General features: G+C 40.1%; 16 protein-coding genes. All 16 read left to right on the forward strand.

Annotated features, from left to right (window positions below):
* The first annotated feature begins 39 nt into the window (after positions 1-39).
* The 16 genes from ACPW7J_RS00480 (at position 40) to ACPW7J_RS00555 (ending at position 14,672) form a co-directional block, all read left to right on the forward strand.
* A complete protein-coding gene (locus ACPW7J_RS00480; protein WP_425755830.1) occupies positions 40-834 on the forward strand; it encodes a ParB/RepB/Spo0J family partition protein in 795 nt (264 codons plus the stop codon).
* Between the two features lie 92 nt (positions 835-926).
* The gene (locus tag ACPW7J_RS00485) at positions 927-1,700 is read left to right on the forward strand and encodes an AAA family ATPase (protein WP_161874022.1); all 774 of its coding nucleotides are present in this window, start codon (positions 927-929) and stop codon (positions 1,698-1,700) included.
* Positions 1,700-2,599: a ParB/RepB/Spo0J family partition protein gene (locus tag ACPW7J_RS00490; protein WP_425755832.1), complete on the forward strand. Its 900-nt coding sequence runs from the start codon at positions 1,700-1,702 to the stop codon at positions 2,597-2,599. Before ACPW7J_RS00485 ends, ACPW7J_RS00490 begins: the two co-directional genes overlap by 1 nt.
* A 103-nt stretch (positions 2,600-2,702) precedes the next feature.
* Positions 2,703-3,227 carry a SprT-like domain-containing protein gene (locus tag ACPW7J_RS00495; protein ID WP_425755834.1) on the forward strand — a complete coding sequence of 175 codons (525 nt, stop codon included), beginning with the start codon at positions 2,703-2,705 and terminating at the stop codon, positions 3,225-3,227.
* Between the two features lie 125 nt (positions 3,228-3,352).
* On the forward strand, positions 3,353-5,104 hold the full coding sequence (locus ACPW7J_RS00500) for a DHH family phosphoesterase (RefSeq protein ID WP_425755836.1): 1,752 nt from the start codon (positions 3,353-3,355) through the stop codon (positions 5,102-5,104).
* Positions 5,105-5,115: 11 nt separating this feature from the next.
* Positions 5,116-5,559: a 50S ribosomal protein L9 gene (rplI, locus tag ACPW7J_RS00505; protein WP_161874018.1), complete on the forward strand. Its 444-nt coding sequence runs from the start codon at positions 5,116-5,118 to the stop codon at positions 5,557-5,559.
* 17 nt (positions 5,560-5,576) lie between these two features.
* On the forward strand, positions 5,577-6,893 hold the full coding sequence (gene dnaB, locus ACPW7J_RS00510) for a replicative DNA helicase (protein WP_161874017.1): 1,317 nt from the start codon (positions 5,577-5,579) through the stop codon (positions 6,891-6,893).
* Between the two features lie 28 nt (positions 6,894-6,921).
* A complete protein-coding gene (locus ACPW7J_RS00515; RefSeq protein WP_161874016.1) occupies positions 6,922-7,119 on the forward strand; it encodes a DUF1858 domain-containing protein in 198 nt (65 codons plus the stop codon).
* Positions 7,120-7,145: 26 nt separating this feature from the next.
* Entirely contained in the window at positions 7,146-8,423 is a 1,278-nt protein-coding gene (locus ACPW7J_RS00520) for a DnaD domain protein (protein WP_161874015.1), read from the forward strand.
* On the forward strand, positions 8,393-9,967 hold the full coding sequence (locus ACPW7J_RS00525) for a M23 family metallopeptidase (protein ID WP_161874014.1): 1,575 nt from the start codon (positions 8,393-8,395) through the stop codon (positions 9,965-9,967). The genes ACPW7J_RS00520 and ACPW7J_RS00525 overlap by 31 nt, the downstream gene beginning before the upstream one ends.
* Before the next feature lie 128 nt (positions 9,968-10,095).
* Complete coding sequence (locus tag ACPW7J_RS00530; RefSeq protein WP_161874013.1) at positions 10,096-10,359, forward strand: YabP/YqfC family sporulation protein; 264 nt, start codon at positions 10,096-10,098, stop codon at positions 10,357-10,359.
* Entirely contained in the window at positions 10,356-10,649 is a 294-nt protein-coding gene (gene yabQ / locus ACPW7J_RS00535) for a spore cortex biosynthesis protein YabQ (protein WP_161874012.1), read from the forward strand. The genes ACPW7J_RS00530 and yabQ overlap by 4 nt, the downstream gene beginning before the upstream one ends.
* Positions 10,650-10,862: 213 nt before the next feature.
* Positions 10,863-11,291, forward strand: coding sequence for a septum formation initiator family protein (locus tag ACPW7J_RS00540; protein ID WP_161874011.1), 429 nt, complete (start codon positions 10,863-10,865; stop codon positions 11,289-11,291).
* On the forward strand, positions 11,263-11,814 hold the full coding sequence (gene rnmV, locus ACPW7J_RS00545; RefSeq protein ID WP_425755840.1) for a ribonuclease M5: 552 nt from the start codon (positions 11,263-11,265) through the stop codon (positions 11,812-11,814). The genes ACPW7J_RS00540 and rnmV overlap by 29 nt, the downstream gene beginning before the upstream one ends.
* Positions 11,814-12,668 (forward strand): 16S rRNA (adenine(1518)-N(6)/adenine(1519)-N(6))-dimethyltransferase RsmA, encoded by an 855-nt coding sequence (gene rsmA, locus ACPW7J_RS00550; protein WP_161874009.1) that lies wholly within the window; start codon positions 11,814-11,816, stop codon positions 12,666-12,668. The genes rnmV and rsmA overlap by 1 nt, the downstream gene beginning before the upstream one ends.
* An 18-nt stretch (positions 12,669-12,686) precedes the next feature.
* Positions 12,687-14,672, forward strand: coding sequence for an LTA synthase family protein (locus ACPW7J_RS00555; protein ID WP_425755843.1), 1,986 nt, complete (start codon positions 12,687-12,689; stop codon positions 14,670-14,672).
* Positions 14,673-14,680 lie beyond the last annotated feature (8 nt).

Below are 14,680 nucleotides of genomic sequence, written 5' to 3' on the forward strand. Positions count from 1 at the left end.
GAAACCATGATATGATGATTACAGGAGGAGGGATACAAAATGTTACAACGGAAAAGCGTGGAATTGCCCATTTGCAGTGTATGTGCGAACCCAGAACAACCAAGAAAATTTTTTTCTGAGGAAGAGCTTTTTGATTTAAGAGATTCCATTGCAGAATATGGAGTGTTACAGCCAATTATCGTAAAAAAGGATAAAAATGGAAGTTACTTTCTTATTGCCGGAGAAAGGCGCTTAAGAGCGGCAAAATTAGCAGGTCTTTCAAAGATTCCTGCGGTGATTAAGGATTTTGATGAAAGAGACGCCGCTTTTATTTCTGTAGTAGAGAACGTGCAAAGAGAGGATCTCAGTTACATAGAGGAAGCTTACGCTTATAAGAAATTGATTGATGATTTTGGATTAACGCAAGGTGAATTGGCAGCCAGAATCGGTAAGAGACAGTCAACCATATCTAATAAGTTAAGAATTCTTACTTTACCCCCGGAAATACAGCAACAGCTGATCGACGCACATTTGACTGAACGACATGCGAGAGCCCTTTTAAAATTGGACAAGCCTGAAATCAGAAAAAAGGTATTGCAACGTGTCATAAATAATAATTTGAATGTAAAGCAAACGGAAAGACTAATCGATGAATATTTAGCAAGAGAAGAACTCTCTATGAAGAAAAAAAGAAAAATAGGATATATTAGTTATAAAATATATATGAATACTATAAGAAAAGCATTTGCTCAGATTCACGATATGGAAGAAAATGCGGAGTTCTATGAGGATGATAAAGGGGAATATGTTGAATTGAAAATAGTGATTCCTAAGAACGAGAGATGTTTCACGTGAAACATCTCTATTTTTTTGTTTAAAACGGGTGGTAAAATGTAAAAAGATAATATATAATAGGAGAAGGAAGAATTTTAGCAGGAGGCATAACTTTGGGAAAAGCAATAGCAATTTTTAATCAGAAGGGCGGCGTTGGCAAGACAACAACCAATATAAATTTGGGTGCAAGTCTGGCAATGAGGAATAAAAAAATATTAATGTTAGATATAGATCCACAAGGCAACACAACCAGTGGTATTGGAATCTCTAAAAAAGACTTGCCTTATACCGTATATGACCTTCTTATAGAAGATGACTTTGATACGAAAAAAGCGGTAATCAATACAGGAGTGAAAAATTTGGACATTATTCCGGCCAGTGTTGATCTAGCAGGTGCAGAAATAGAATTGGTAGAGATTGAAGGAAGAGAAGCACGGTTGCGTAAAGCAATTGAAAAGGTAAAGGATGATTATGACTATGTATTCATCGATTGTCCACCTTCATTAGGACTTTTAACAATAAATTCTTTAACTGCTGTGGAAAGTGTGCTTATACCTATCCAGTGTGAGTTTTATGCACTGGAGGGAGTAAGTCAATTGGTGAGCACAATTGAACTGGTTAAAAAGAATTTAAATAAAAAATTGGAGATAGAGGGCGTTATTCTGAGTATGTTTGACGGAAGAACGAATTTATCCATTCAAGTTGTACAGGAAGTAAAAAAATATTTTGGCTCTAAAGTGTATTCGACTGTAATTCCACGGAATATTCGTTTGGCAGAAGCGCCAAGCTTTGGTATGGCTATTACAGAATACGATCCGAAATCGAGAGGCGCGGAAGCTTATCGTGATTTTGCAGAAGAATTTCTTGAGTGGGAGGAAAATAGGTAATGGCAGCCAAGACGAAAAACAGAGGCTTAGGGAGAGGTCTTGACGCACTTTTTGCAGATCAGGCGCCAACGGTACAGAATGTAGTTGAGGAAAAAGAAAATTCATCAAAAGAAAATACGGACGCAATTCAATATATCAATATTCATGAGATAAAGCCAAATGAAAACCAGCCGAGAAAAGTATTTAATGAAGAAAAGATCAGTGAATTGGCAGCCTCTATTACAGAACACGGTATTATACAGCCGTTGGTCGTAAGAAAACAAAAGATAGGTTACGAAATTGTTGCAGGTGAAAGAAGATGGAGAGCAGCAAGAAAGGCGGAGTTGAAAGAAGTTCCTTGCCTTGTACGATCTTTTACTGATGAAGAAAACATGCTTATAGCAATTATAGAGAATATGCAGAGAGAGGATCTCAATCCTATAGAGGAAGCGGAAGGTCTTCATCAAATGATTAAAATATACGGGATGACGCAAGAAGAAGTATCAAAGAGTGTCAGTAAGAGCCGTCCGTATATAACTAACTCCCTAAGGTTGCTTAAATTACCAGAAGAAATTCAAAATTTAGTAACAGAAGGTAAATTAACAACGGGTCATGCCAGAGCGTTGATACCAATAGAAGATAAGGTTTTGCAAGCCCAGCTTTGTAGAAGAATAATAGAAGAAGGATTATCGGTTAGGAAGATTGAGGAGTTGGCGTCCGGCGCTAATATACCGAAGAAACGTCCTGCAAAGAAAATAAAAAGCGCTGACATGCTACATGTTGAAAGACAGCTAAAGGATCTGTTTGGCACGAAAGTTAGCATTAATCAGAAGGGAAAAAAGGGTAGTATCCAGTTAGAATACTATAGTACCGACGAGTTGAACAGATTGATAGAACTGTTGAAATCTGTGGAACAATAAGAGTATGTTTCACATGAAACAATAGAATGGACAAATGCCCCGTTCGGGGCATTTTGTAGTGCAGTTGAATTAAAAAAATTATCGTTAAAGGAGATAGAAACCTTTGGATAGTAAAAAAGCATATGAAATTCGTTTAGAAAAAATTTTAAGACAATGCATCATAGAATTAAGGGAAATTGGTATATATCCTTCGAATGATATTTTGAGCATTTCTGAAAACAAAAGAGCTAAAAAAAGACTTGGATGCTGTAAATTAACAGAAATAGGTGGGGAAAAAGGGTATCAACTAGAAATATCGTCAATGCTGCAGGGATACGGAGACAGAATAATAAAAGACGTAGTTTTTCATGAACTGCTTCATACATGTCCAGGCTGTATGAATCACGGTAAAAAGTGGAAAAGACTGGCTGATTCCGTGAATCAAGCATATGGGTGTTCAATTAAAACACGTGCGGATTATAAGGAACTCTCATTGGAACAGGAAATACAGCCAAGATATAAATATGAAATTATTTGTAAGAAATGCGGCAAGCGGTTTTATCGTATGAGAAAAGGAAAGGTCGTAATGCATCCTGAAAATTATCGCTGCAGTAAGTGTAAAGGAGATTTGATAGTTCATGAGCTGTAAGCTTTGCAATCTGTGGGTAAATGTGTTATACTATACTATTATTATCACAAAAACTACACCAATAGAGAGCAGTTTCGTGGTATATTAAAAGATACCGCTACTGTATAAATAAAGAGGAATTAAAAATGTCGGAAACTTTATTTGGAAAACTGGTTTCATCTTACATTCCGCTTCCAATGTGTATAGTAAACAGAAACGGAAAAGTAGTACGATCAAATGATCATATTAGCGAAGTATTTATATATGATGGAATTGAAAGTGCGGACTTTTTTGCCTTAACAGGTATCAAAGTATCTGAACTGTTTGAGGAAGTTGGTACAAATAATTATCATGTGTTAGAAAGAAACGGAAAACAGTTTAGGTTAATGATTAATCTGGAAGGAGAAGGTGAAGATGCAAATCTGCTGGTATTCTTCGATGACATTACAAATTTTGAAAATTTAAAAGATAGATATAATAATGAAAAGGTGTGCGTTGCACGAATCAATATTGATAACTATGACGACCTGATTGCCAGCACATCGGCAGAAAAAAGAATGTTGGTATCTACGGAAGTAGATCGTACTGTTCGCAAATGGGCGTCAAAATGCAATGGATCTATCAATAAGCTGAATAATGTCCAATATATCATGTATTTCCAGTATTCCTACGTAGAAGGAATGATAGAGAGCAAATTTTCTATATTGGACGAGGTACGCCAAATTGAAACTGAGGCAGATTTTCCAATGAGTTTAAGTATTGGTATCGGTATTGGCGGAAAGAATTTGGTCGGTACAGAGGAATACGCAAACGCCGCTTTGGATTTAGCTCTGGGAAGGGGCGGCGATCAGGCTGTTATAAAAAGGGTCAGCAAAATTGAATACTATGGTGGAAAGCTGCAAACGGTGGAAAAAGGCAATAAAGGAAAGTCCCGAGTTGTTGCGCATGCATTGAAACAATTGATAGATCAGTCAAAAAGAGTTATTATCATGGGGCATGCGAATCCGGATATGGATGCGTTTGGCTCGGCGCTGGGCATCTATAGAATGTGCCTGATTTGTGGCAGAGACGCATATATTGTTATGAATGAAGTGAATGAGTCCTTGCAGGTTATTTATCAACAGGCTAGGGAAACGGAAAATTATCAGTTCATCAATAACAAAAAGGCGGAGGCAATTACAGATAAAGACGCGTTGGTAATTTTACTGGATACACACAGGCCTAGTTATTCTGAAAACGCGAAACTTTTGGAGATGACAGATAGAATCGTAGTAATTGATCATCATAGGAGAGCAGAGGATTGCGTAGCTGCGCCAACGCTTTCTTATATTGAATCTTACGCATCATCAACCGCAGAATTGGTAAGCGAAATCTTACAGTACGCGGCGCCAAAGAAAACCTTAATAAAATTGGAAGCAGAGGCGCTTTTGGCCGGAATGACAGTAGATACCAATAGGTTCGCGGTGAAGACGGGCGTAAGAACCTTCGAGGCAGCGGCATGGTTGAGAAGAGCTGGCGCGGATACAGCAGAAGTAAAAAGATTCTTCCAGACAGATATGGAGGATTTTAAAGTTAGAGCAAAATGTATTGCTGCCGCGGAGTTTTATGATGAGGGTATTGCAACATCCATTACAGATGGATGGAACGAAAACGCGCAAGTATTAAACTCACAGGTGGCAGACGAGCTTTTAAATATTAAAGGAATCAAAGCATCCTTTGTCGCGGGGAGAACGGAAAGAGGCACTACTGTTATCAGCGGCAGATCTCTGGGAGAAATAAACGTACAGATTTTAATGGAAAGATTAGGTGGAGGCGGCCATTTAACCACGGCAGGCGCACAGGTTGAATGCACACCGGAGGAAGCTATTCATCAAGTAATAGAAATGATAAGAAACTAAGGAGGAAAAAGATGATTGTAATTTTAAATAGAGATGTAAAAGGGACAGGTAAAGCAGGAGATGTTGTGAAAGTCAGCGATGGATATGCCAGAAACATGCTGCTTCCAAAGGGTTATGCTACGGAGGCTACGCAGGGTAACATCCGGAGTCTGGAAAAACAAAAGGAGCTGCTAGCTCAGAAAAAAGCAGAGGAGAAGGCAGCTGCGCAGGAGCTTGGGGCTGAATTAGAGAAGATTAAAGTAGTGATTAAAACAAAATCCGGTGAAGGCGGAAGACTGTTTGGCTCCATTACATCGAAGGATATTGCCGATGCTGTTAAAGAGCAGTCCGGTCTGGTTGTAGATAAAAAGAAAATTCAACTGAAGAATCCTATTAAGAACATCGGTAGTTTTGATGTGACAGTTAAGCTATATCCAGAAGTAAGCTGTAAATTAAGCGTACAGGTAACTGATTAGTCAAAGGAGCGACCAATATGGTAGAGAGAATCCCTCCTCATAATACAGAAGCAGAGAAATCTGTTTTAGGTGCATCCCTGTTGAGCAAAGATGCTCTCGCCGATGTTATTGACGTGGTTACAGGCGATGATTTTTACGACGCTGCCCATAAAGAAATTTTTAATGTTATGCTGGATCTATTCCGCAATAATGTCTCTGTTGATATCATTACGGTTTGTGATGAATTGAAAAAAAGACAGTCGTTAGAGATGGTAGGAGGCAGAGTATATATCAGTACCTTGTCGTCTGAAGCTCCTTCAACGGTTAATGCAGGCGAATATGCCAGAATTGTTTCAGAAAAAGCATCTATGCGGCGTCTGATTAAGACAGCAGAGGATATCAGAGAAAAAGGCTTTGAAGAATCCATGGATGCGTCAGAAATCCTTGATTACGCAGAGAAGGGCATTTTTGAAATTGCTCAGCAAGGTCAAAAGAGTGATTACGCGCCGATCAAAGAGGTTTTGCTGGAGAACGTTTCAATGATTGATCGCGCGATTCAGACACAAGGACAAGTAATCGGTTTATCTACAGGATTTAAACGCTTGGATGAATTGACGAGTGGACTTCAAAAATCAGATCTGGTGATCATTGCAGCCAGACCGGCAATGGGAAAAACAGCTTTTGCATTAAACATCGCGCAAAACGCGGCGATAAAGTCTGGTGCGTCAGTTTTGCTCTTTAGTTTGGAGATGTCAAAGGCGCAGCTGGGTCAACGGTTGTTGTCCATGGAATCACGAGTAGAAATGCAAAAATTGAAGACAGGCAGCATTGAAAGAGGCGACTGGGATAGAATTAACATGGCTCTAGATTCGTTGTCAAGAACAAATATACATATTGATGATACACCAGGCGTCGGCGTATTAGAGATGAAAAATAAATGCCGTCGTTTAAAAGCTGAAAAAGGCTTGGATCTGATTGTAATTGATTATCTTCAATTGATGAAAGCAGAAGGAAAAACAGACAGCAGACAACAGGAAATCAGTACGCTTTCCAGATATCTGAAACTGTTGGCAAGAGAAATGGATTGTCCTGTCATCGTATTATCTCAGCTTTCCAGAGCGCCGGAACAGAGGCAGGATCATAGACCTATTCTGTCTGACTTACGAGAGTCCGGTTCAATTGAACAGGATGCTGATATGGTTATGTTTCTATATCGGGATGATTACTATAACAAAGATAATTCAGAGAAACCTGGAATATGTGAGGTAAATTTAGCCAAACATAGAAGCGGCCCAACGGAAACCTTTGATCTTACCTGGGTTGCCAGATATACAAAGTTTAGCGATCAGGCGTAAAAAATGTCGGAAGGTGAGGTAAGTCAACATGAAAATTACGGAAGGAATGAAGGTCTGCGATATCCTTAATATGGACGACAGGCTGGAAGAAGTATTTGAGAAGCATGGGATGCTTTGTTTAGGCTGCCCGGGCGCTGCTAGTGAAACATTAAAAGAGGCAGCCGAAGGCCACGGCATTGATGTTCTTGCGCTGCTGACCGCACTGAACACAGAAATTCAGGAGTAAATAAGTCACAGGGGAATTGTAAAAGCATGAATTTTATTAAGGAGAAAACAAGGGATTTTTACCTGCTTGATACGAAGGTGGAAAATATATTTATTAATGAATATATGCCTGGCGCTGATGGCGTTTTCGTTAAAGTATATCTATACGCTTTATCTTATGCTGAACATGGATTAGAAATGAGCGTAGAAGCGATGGCACGGCAGCTTTCGGTTACTGAGCAGAAGATCATGGATGCGTGGGATTACTGGGAAAAGATGGGCGTTGTTAGAAAGCTGTATCTGAACACAGATGAGGAAAGAGATTTCGCAGTCGAGTTTATCAATCTAAAAGAATTATTATATGGAAAACACAAAGCTCCGGCGAGGGGAGAAAGTGAAAAGTCGAAGAAGGATAATGTCTTCGGCAATAAGGCGGTGAAGAAAATGTTCACTACTATTGAACAGACTTTGGGCAGGGCTCTTAGTTCCTCGGAATTGACACGCATACTTTCATGGCTATCTGATTATGGCGCTACGCCGGAAATCATTTGCTTTGCTGTAAAGTATTCCATTGAGAGAAATAAATCAAGCTTAAACTATATGGAGTCAGTCGTATCCGGCTGGGCTCGCGAAGGTCTGATGACGACGGATCAGGTAAATGAAAAATTACAAGAAGAGGATGAGCGCTACTATCGTTATAAGCGTGTGCTGCGCGCTTTAGGATTTACCAGAAATGCCACGGAAGCAGAAAAGAATATGATGGACGCCTGGTTTGGTGAAATGGGATATACCATGGATAGAGTGCTGGAGGCATGCAATAAAACGGCAGGGATTTCCAGCCCTAACTTTAACTATGTCAATAAGGTTTTAGAGAACTGGAGAAACGACGCAGAGAAAAAGGGCGTAGATGTTAATAAGAAAATTATCGTGACACAAGCCGTTTTGAATCAGTATTATGATTTTCTTAGAGAAAAGGCAGAGAAAGAAGCTGAGACCAGAAAAATAGAGATTTATCAAAAGCTGCCGAGAATTCGAGAACTGGATGATGAAATTCGCAGTACCAGTTCACAGCTTTCTAAGGCGTTAATTATGGGAAATGCTGAAGAAGAAGGAAGAAAAATTCGGACGGCGATGGACAGGCTGTCCGCTGAACGGGCTGTTCTCCTGACAGAGAATAATTACGAAATGGATTATACTGATATTAAGTATGCCTGTGAAAAGTGTAAGGATACTGGGATTACGGATCTCGGGGAAAGGTGTTCTTGTATCAGACAGCGTACAGAAGAGGCGGAAGTATGGGTAAAGAAAAAAAGTTTAGAAAAATAACGGATGCTGCAGCAGGGGTGATCACATGGCATGATCAGATGCAGATATCCTTTGACCGGTGGATACTTTGTTTTTTAGACAGGATTGTCAGTGGTGCCGCCGGTCTGGTAACAATACATGATAATCTGCAAATGCGGTTTGACCGTTTGATTTTGATCATTCGTTACCGTCAGGCAAAATTTATCCATGAGAATAGACATAAATTAGAAGGAAAGAAAAAAAGTATTCTCAGCCATTTTGCCGGAGTGGTTTTGGTAGCGATTGCTCTAGTCGCTATGCTTAACCATGCGACAGGATTTGAGTATGCATACAACGGTAAGGTGTTAGGATATGTAAAGAATCAGGAAGATGTAATAAAAATATTGGATCTTGTCAGTGATGAGCTCTCGAAAGAATATGGCTCGACCATACAAATCGATAAGGACAGCGATATTACTTTTCGAAGCGTTGTTGTAATAGATAAGGACATTGACGACGTAGATACAGTTTTAAAACGGCTGACATATATGTCAGATATGGAAGCGGAAGCTTATGGTATTTATATCAATGGAAATTTACATGTAACCTGTGAAAGCGAGGATGCAGCAAAGTCAGTTCTTCGTTCGGTGCAAGATAAATTTCTGGAAGACAGTGATAATATAAAATATGAACAGATAGGCTTTAAAGAAAAAGTAGAGATTAAAAAGTATAATACAAAGCTGGCTTATATCAGCAGTCAGAAGAAAGCGGTTAAATCAATTCTGACTGGCGGAAATAAAGAGGAAGTCTATACAGTAAAGGCGGGAGATACTTATTCCGAAATTTGCCGACGTTTTGACGTTAGCTTTGATGAGTTAAAAAAGAATAATCCGGAGATTAAAGAGAGCTCTTTGTTCCCAGGTGATAAACTGATTATGAAAAAAGCAGCGTCATCCTTGACTGTGGTTACAGTAGAGAAGGGGACTTACGCGGAAAAGGTTAAATATAAAACAGTATATAAAGATGATAAGACGATGTATGAAGGCGATAAAAAAGTCATCCAAAAGGGCATAAATGGAAAGAGGGTTGTGACTGCCAGAATCACTCGAGAAAATGGAGACGTAGTAGACAAAGAAATTTTGCAAACCAAAACAATTAAAAAAATGGTAAAGAAAATTGTTTTGCGGGGGACTAAACCTGTTCCGAAAACTGCTCCGACAGGACATTTGATTATGCCGGTGTCCGGATACACTTTAACGTCAGAATTTGGCTGGAGATGGGGAAGAATGCATGAAGGACTGGATTTGGCTTGTCCAACGGGAACTACAATCAGAGCTGCTGACGGCGGTACTGTGGTTTATGCTGGATGGTACAGCGGGTACGGTCTGTTTATCGAAATCGATCATGGAGGCGGAAAACATACCCGATATGGTCATTGCAGCGCCATCAGTGTCAGCGTTGGAGATAAGGTGTATCAGGGACAGAAGATTGGAGAAGTAGGAAATACAGGAAATAGCTTTGGGTCACATTGTCACTTTGAAGTAACTATCAATGGAACGCCTGTAGATCCGTTTAATTATCTGTAAGGTTAAAAATTGCAGGTGGGCCTTGCCTGCCTGCATCATTGTTTTCAGGGTTTTCAGCAAGATTTTTCCGATATAAGCATATACTTTTCACAAGGCAGGCCAATTACTGCAGGTGAGGAGGATGTGCTATGGAAAATCATTATATTCAAATGGATAACAGAAAACGTATCACTGTCACGGAGGTTACTTCAGTAGAGGGATTTGATGAAGAAACGATTTTGACAAATTTGATCGATCAGGGATTGGTTATCTCAGGGAAAAATCTTCATATTGAAGCGCTGGACCTGGATGAAGGAAAACTGGTAGCAGAAGGTGAAATAGAAGGAATTAATTACACAAAGAAAAAATCCGGAGGAAACATCTTTGATAAGCTGAGACGGTTTCGAAAATGACGGAGCTGATTGCCAGAGAATTACATGAAACAGGCATTATGTTTTTCTGCGGTATTGCGATCATGTTGGTCTTTACTGCTAGAGACGCGCTTAGAAAACGGTGCGGCACACATCGAAGGGCTGCCCAGGCCATTTATTTTTGCGGATGGCTTTGTGCCGGATATTTATTTACAGAATTTTTATATGTTGGATCTCATGGTGTGATAAGTCTATATGGAATTATGGCCATGGGCGGAGGCATATTATTGTGGAAAAAAGTCGTTTATGGTATAATGAACGCAAATGATTAAAACGGCGTTGCCGCAGGGAGGCGTTCATTGAATCATGACTACACACGGCGATGAAGCCCTAGCCCGCTGATCGGCAAGCCGTAGGCGCAGGCGGAAGCGCGGCAGGTCTCATGTCAGGAGTGCAGGAGCTTTGCTCCGTGGCACTCTACGGCGAGGTGAACTGAAAGTGAAGACAGGATTTAGAAACATCAGGATACGATAGGGATAAAGGATATGAAGAAAAGAAGAAAAGGGAGACTTCGGGAGTTCGAGCGTGAAGGATATGGAAAGTCCTCTGAAGAATATCGGGAAGAACGGCGGCAGAATGCAGCAAGAGCTCCCAGAAAGAGAAAAGTCAGAATTAATAAAGGAAGAATTGCGTTGACCGTTATTGTGCTTATGCTCATAGCGGTCGTTGGCGTGTCAATAAAAAATGTTTTTGATCTGCGTGCAGAACAGCGGGAGTTGGCGCAAAGACAAAAAGAGCTTAATGATGAGAAGGCAGCGCTGCAGGAAGAACTAAAAAATGTAAATGATCTGGATTATATAGAGGAACAGGCGCGAAATCAATTAAAGCTGATTAAGCCAGGAGAAATTTTGTACATTTTAGAAAATGAGGGTGAAGATATAAGCGATGACAATCAAGAACAAGAAGACGATTAAGGAAGCTATTATTGTAGAGGGCAGAGATGATACAGCGGCTATTAACCGGGCAGTAGAGGCTATGACTATAGAGACGCACGGATTTGGTATGCCGGATTCTATATGGCCGCTGATTGATAAGGCGTATCAGGAACAAGGCATTATCATTTTTACAGATCCGGATTATGCAGGAGAAAAAATACGCAGGAAGATCGCACAAAAATATCCGGATTGCAAGCAGGCCTTTTTGCCTAAAGGGAAAGCTTTGAAAAAGGGTAATGTGGGCGTAGAAAACGCCCGGCCGGAGGATATAATAGAGGCTTTGGAAAATGCTCATTGTACTACAGGCAATGGCGGAGGAACATTTACTGAGGAAGATCTCTTTGCATGGGATCTGGCTGGCGGACCGCAAGCGAGAGCCCGCAGAGAGGCATTAGGCAACGCATTGTCTATCGGATATGGAAATACGAAAAGTTTTCTAAGAAAGCTGAACCAATTTCAGATTTCCCGGAAAGAATTTTTGAGAAAAGTGAAGGAACTGTAATGAAATTATACGCACCGTCTACCATCAGGGATATCAGAGACAGGTACGGATTTAAGCTGTCTAAAAGCTTAGGGCAAAACTTCCTGACGGATAAAAATATTATAGATAAGATTATAGAAGCTACAGAAATTACAGAGGATGATCTGGTAATAGAGATCGGGCCGGGTATCGGCGTTTTAACAGCGGAAGCGGCACGACTTGCAAAAAAGGTCGTTGCGGTGGAAATTGATAAAAATTTGATTCCCATATTGAAAGAAACTTTGGCCGAATTCGATAACGTTGAAATTATCAATCAGGATGTATTGAAGACTGATCTCAATGAAATCATCAGAACGTCCGGCTGCAAACAGGCTAAAATCATCGGAAATCTTCCATACTATATTACAACACCGATTATTATGGGAATTTTAGAAAATCATGTAATAGCTAACAGTATTACTATCATGATGCAGAAAGAAGTAGCTGATCGTATAAAATCTCAGCCGGGGACGAAAGCCTACGGAGCATTATCTGTGGCCGTACAGTATTATTGTACAGTGGATAGTGTTGCTATCGTGCCAAAAGAGGTGTTTGTGCCGATACCAAAGGTAGATTCTGCAGTTTTGCGTCTTAATATCAGGGGAGAAAGACCTGTGGATTTAGTGGATGAGGACATGTTTTTCCGCTGTATCAAAGCAGGATTCGGTCAGAGACGGAAGACATTGTCAAATTCTCTCATGGGTGTAGGCTGCGTAACAAAAGAGGAAGTTAAAGCCGCGCTTAATGCGTGCGATATAGATGAAAAGAGGAGAGCCGAAACCTTGTCTTTAGACGAGTTTGCATGTCTTGCGAATTATTTCGGCAAAAGGGAATAGAGAAAAGAGGATAAAGTAATGGAGAAAGCAAGGAGTTTTTATAAGAGATATCTACACAATAGTTTTTTCTTTTGCCTGGTTTGGGCGTTTTTATTGAATCTGATTATCGAAACATTGGCACGAAAAGGATTTCAGGGGCTTGTATTTTTACTGGATAGTCCAATTGTGTTTTTATACAATACTCTGATTATCTTTGCTATGCTAGTTATTGCTACGGTATTCCGTCGGCGGATTTTTTTCATTGTCATTGTAACATTAGTATGGTTGGGCATTGGAATCACCAACGGTATTATTCTGATTCAGAGAATGACGCCTTTTACTGTAAAGGATTTGAGCGCTATTACAGACGGAGCGACTTTATTGACAAATTATTTTTCCAAGACAGAAATTGCTTTGATCGCCAGCGGAATTATAATTGGTGTAATCGCTTTAGTTATTCTGTTTATAAAAGCGCCAAAAAAGCCTAAAGGGGAGGTTAATTTTAAACGTAATGCTACGGCAGCTTTGCTAATCATTCTTTTAACTTTCGGAGCAACCTTTGGACTGGTAAAAGTAGGCCTTCTGTCCACATTCTTTGGAAATTTGGCGTACGCTTATGAGGATTACGGCGTGCCATATTGCTTTATCAATACCTGGCTGAATACGGGAATTCATAAACCGATGGGGTACGATGAAAAGAAGGTAAAAGCAATCTTTGATAAGAGTCAGTACGCAGAGGACGGTACGATGAAGCCGGTACAAACCGATGTAGACGAAGACTATCCGAATATTCTTTTTCTGCAGCTGGAGTCTTTTGTCGATCCGATGCTATTTAATAATATAAAGCTTTCAGAGGATCCGATTCCATATTATAGGAGTCTTATGAAGCAGTATTCTTCCGGAAGCTTGACTGTGCCTGCCTGCGGCGCCGGTACCGCGAATACGGAATTTGAGGTAATGACTGGCCTTTCTGTTAAATTCTTTGGTCCGGGCGAGTATCCGTTTAAGGCGGTATTAAAGGAAAAGACCGCGGAGTCAATTGCGAACAACCTGAAGTCCATGGGTTACTCTACCCATGCTATTCACAATCACAGAGCGTTGTTCTATAACAGAAACCTGGTTTTTGACAATATCGGTTATGATACCTTTACGTCTCTGGAATATATGAGTGACGTACCGAAGACTCCAAAAAACTGGGCGAAGGATTCCATTTTGACAAGCCAGATTATGGACGCGCTGAAGTCCAGTAAAGGACACGATTATATTTATACAATTTCTGTTCAGGGTCACGGTAAGTATCCGACTGAGCAGTTGATCAAGAATCCGAAGATTCAGGTTACCGATGCACCAAATGAAGAATTGAAATGGAAGTATGAATACTATGCCAATCTGGTTTATGAGATGGATCAGTTTGTCAGGGAATTGACGGAAACCCTGGCGAGGTTTGATGAAGATGTTATTCTTGTTATGTATGGCGACCATATTCCTGCGTTAGACGTGACGGAGGGTTCCTATGACGCGAAAAATCTGTATCAGACGCAGTATATTGTTTGGAGTAATTTCGATATGGAGAAGAAGGATATGGATTTGACTACTTATCAATTGGCGGCCGAGGTCTTTGACCGTATCGGTATTCACACAGGAACTACTGTTAAATTTCATCAGACTGTGGATCATAAATCAAAAGACTATTTGAAAGATTTGAAGCTCCTTGGATATGACATGCTTTATGGTAAAAATTATATTTACGGCGGCATAAATCCATTTGAAAAAGCGGGTATGAGGATGGGCGTTAAGACCATCAAAATTGATAAAGTTGTTAGCATTGGAGGAAAATATTATATTAAAGGACAGAATTTCACGGAATATAGTAAGGTAACTCTTAATGGAGAAACTTTGAAAACCATTTATTTGGGGCCGAGTCTGCTGGGATTGCAGGAGGAAGTGGATCCGGCGGACGCTGTGAATATGAAAGTCAGCCAAATTGATAAGTCGAATAAGGAAATTATAAGTACCACAGAGTAACAGGGAGG

Origin of the sequence: Ihubacter sp. rT4E-8 (assembly GCF_049852125.1) — a bacterium.
GTDB lineage: Bacteria > Bacillota > Clostridia > Peptostreptococcales > Anaerovoracaceae > Senimuribacter.

Coding starts and splice junctions, on each gene's coding strand:
- ACPW7J_RS00480 (WP_425755830.1), top strand. CDS start 40: ATGTTACAACGGAAAAGCGTGGAATTGCCCATTTGCAGTGTATGTGCG.
- ACPW7J_RS00490 (WP_425755832.1), top strand. CDS start 1,700: ATGGCAGCCAAGACGAAAAACAGAGGCTTAGGGAGAGGTCTTGACGCA.
- ACPW7J_RS00500 (WP_425755836.1), top strand. CDS start 3,353: ATGTCGGAAACTTTATTTGGAAAACTGGTTTCATCTTACATTCCGCTT.
- rplI (WP_161874018.1), top strand. CDS start 5,116: ATGATTGTAATTTTAAATAGAGATGTAAAAGGGACAGGTAAAGCAGGA.
- dnaB (WP_161874017.1), top strand. CDS start 5,577: ATGGTAGAGAGAATCCCTCCTCATAATACAGAAGCAGAGAAATCTGTT.
- ACPW7J_RS00515 (WP_161874016.1), top strand. CDS start 6,922: ATGAAAATTACGGAAGGAATGAAGGTCTGCGATATCCTTAATATGGAC.
- ACPW7J_RS00520 (WP_161874015.1), top strand. CDS start 7,146: ATGAATTTTATTAAGGAGAAAACAAGGGATTTTTACCTGCTTGATACG.
- ACPW7J_RS00525 (WP_161874014.1), top strand. CDS start 8,393: ATGGGTAAAGAAAAAAAGTTTAGAAAAATAACGGATGCTGCAGCAGGG.
- ACPW7J_RS00530 (WP_161874013.1), top strand. CDS start 10,096: ATGGAAAATCATTATATTCAAATGGATAACAGAAAACGTATCACTGTC.
- yabQ (WP_161874012.1), top strand. CDS start 10,356: ATGACGGAGCTGATTGCCAGAGAATTACATGAAACAGGCATTATGTTT.
- ACPW7J_RS00540 (WP_161874011.1), top strand. CDS start 10,863: ATGAAGAAAAGAAGAAAAGGGAGACTTCGGGAGTTCGAGCGTGAAGGA.
- rnmV (WP_425755840.1), top strand. CDS start 11,263: ATGACAATCAAGAACAAGAAGACGATTAAGGAAGCTATTATTGTAGAG.
- rsmA (WP_161874009.1), top strand. CDS start 11,814: ATGAAATTATACGCACCGTCTACCATCAGGGATATCAGAGACAGGTAC.
- ACPW7J_RS00555 (WP_425755843.1), top strand. CDS start 12,687: ATGGAGAAAGCAAGGAGTTTTTATAAGAGATATCTACACAATAGTTTT.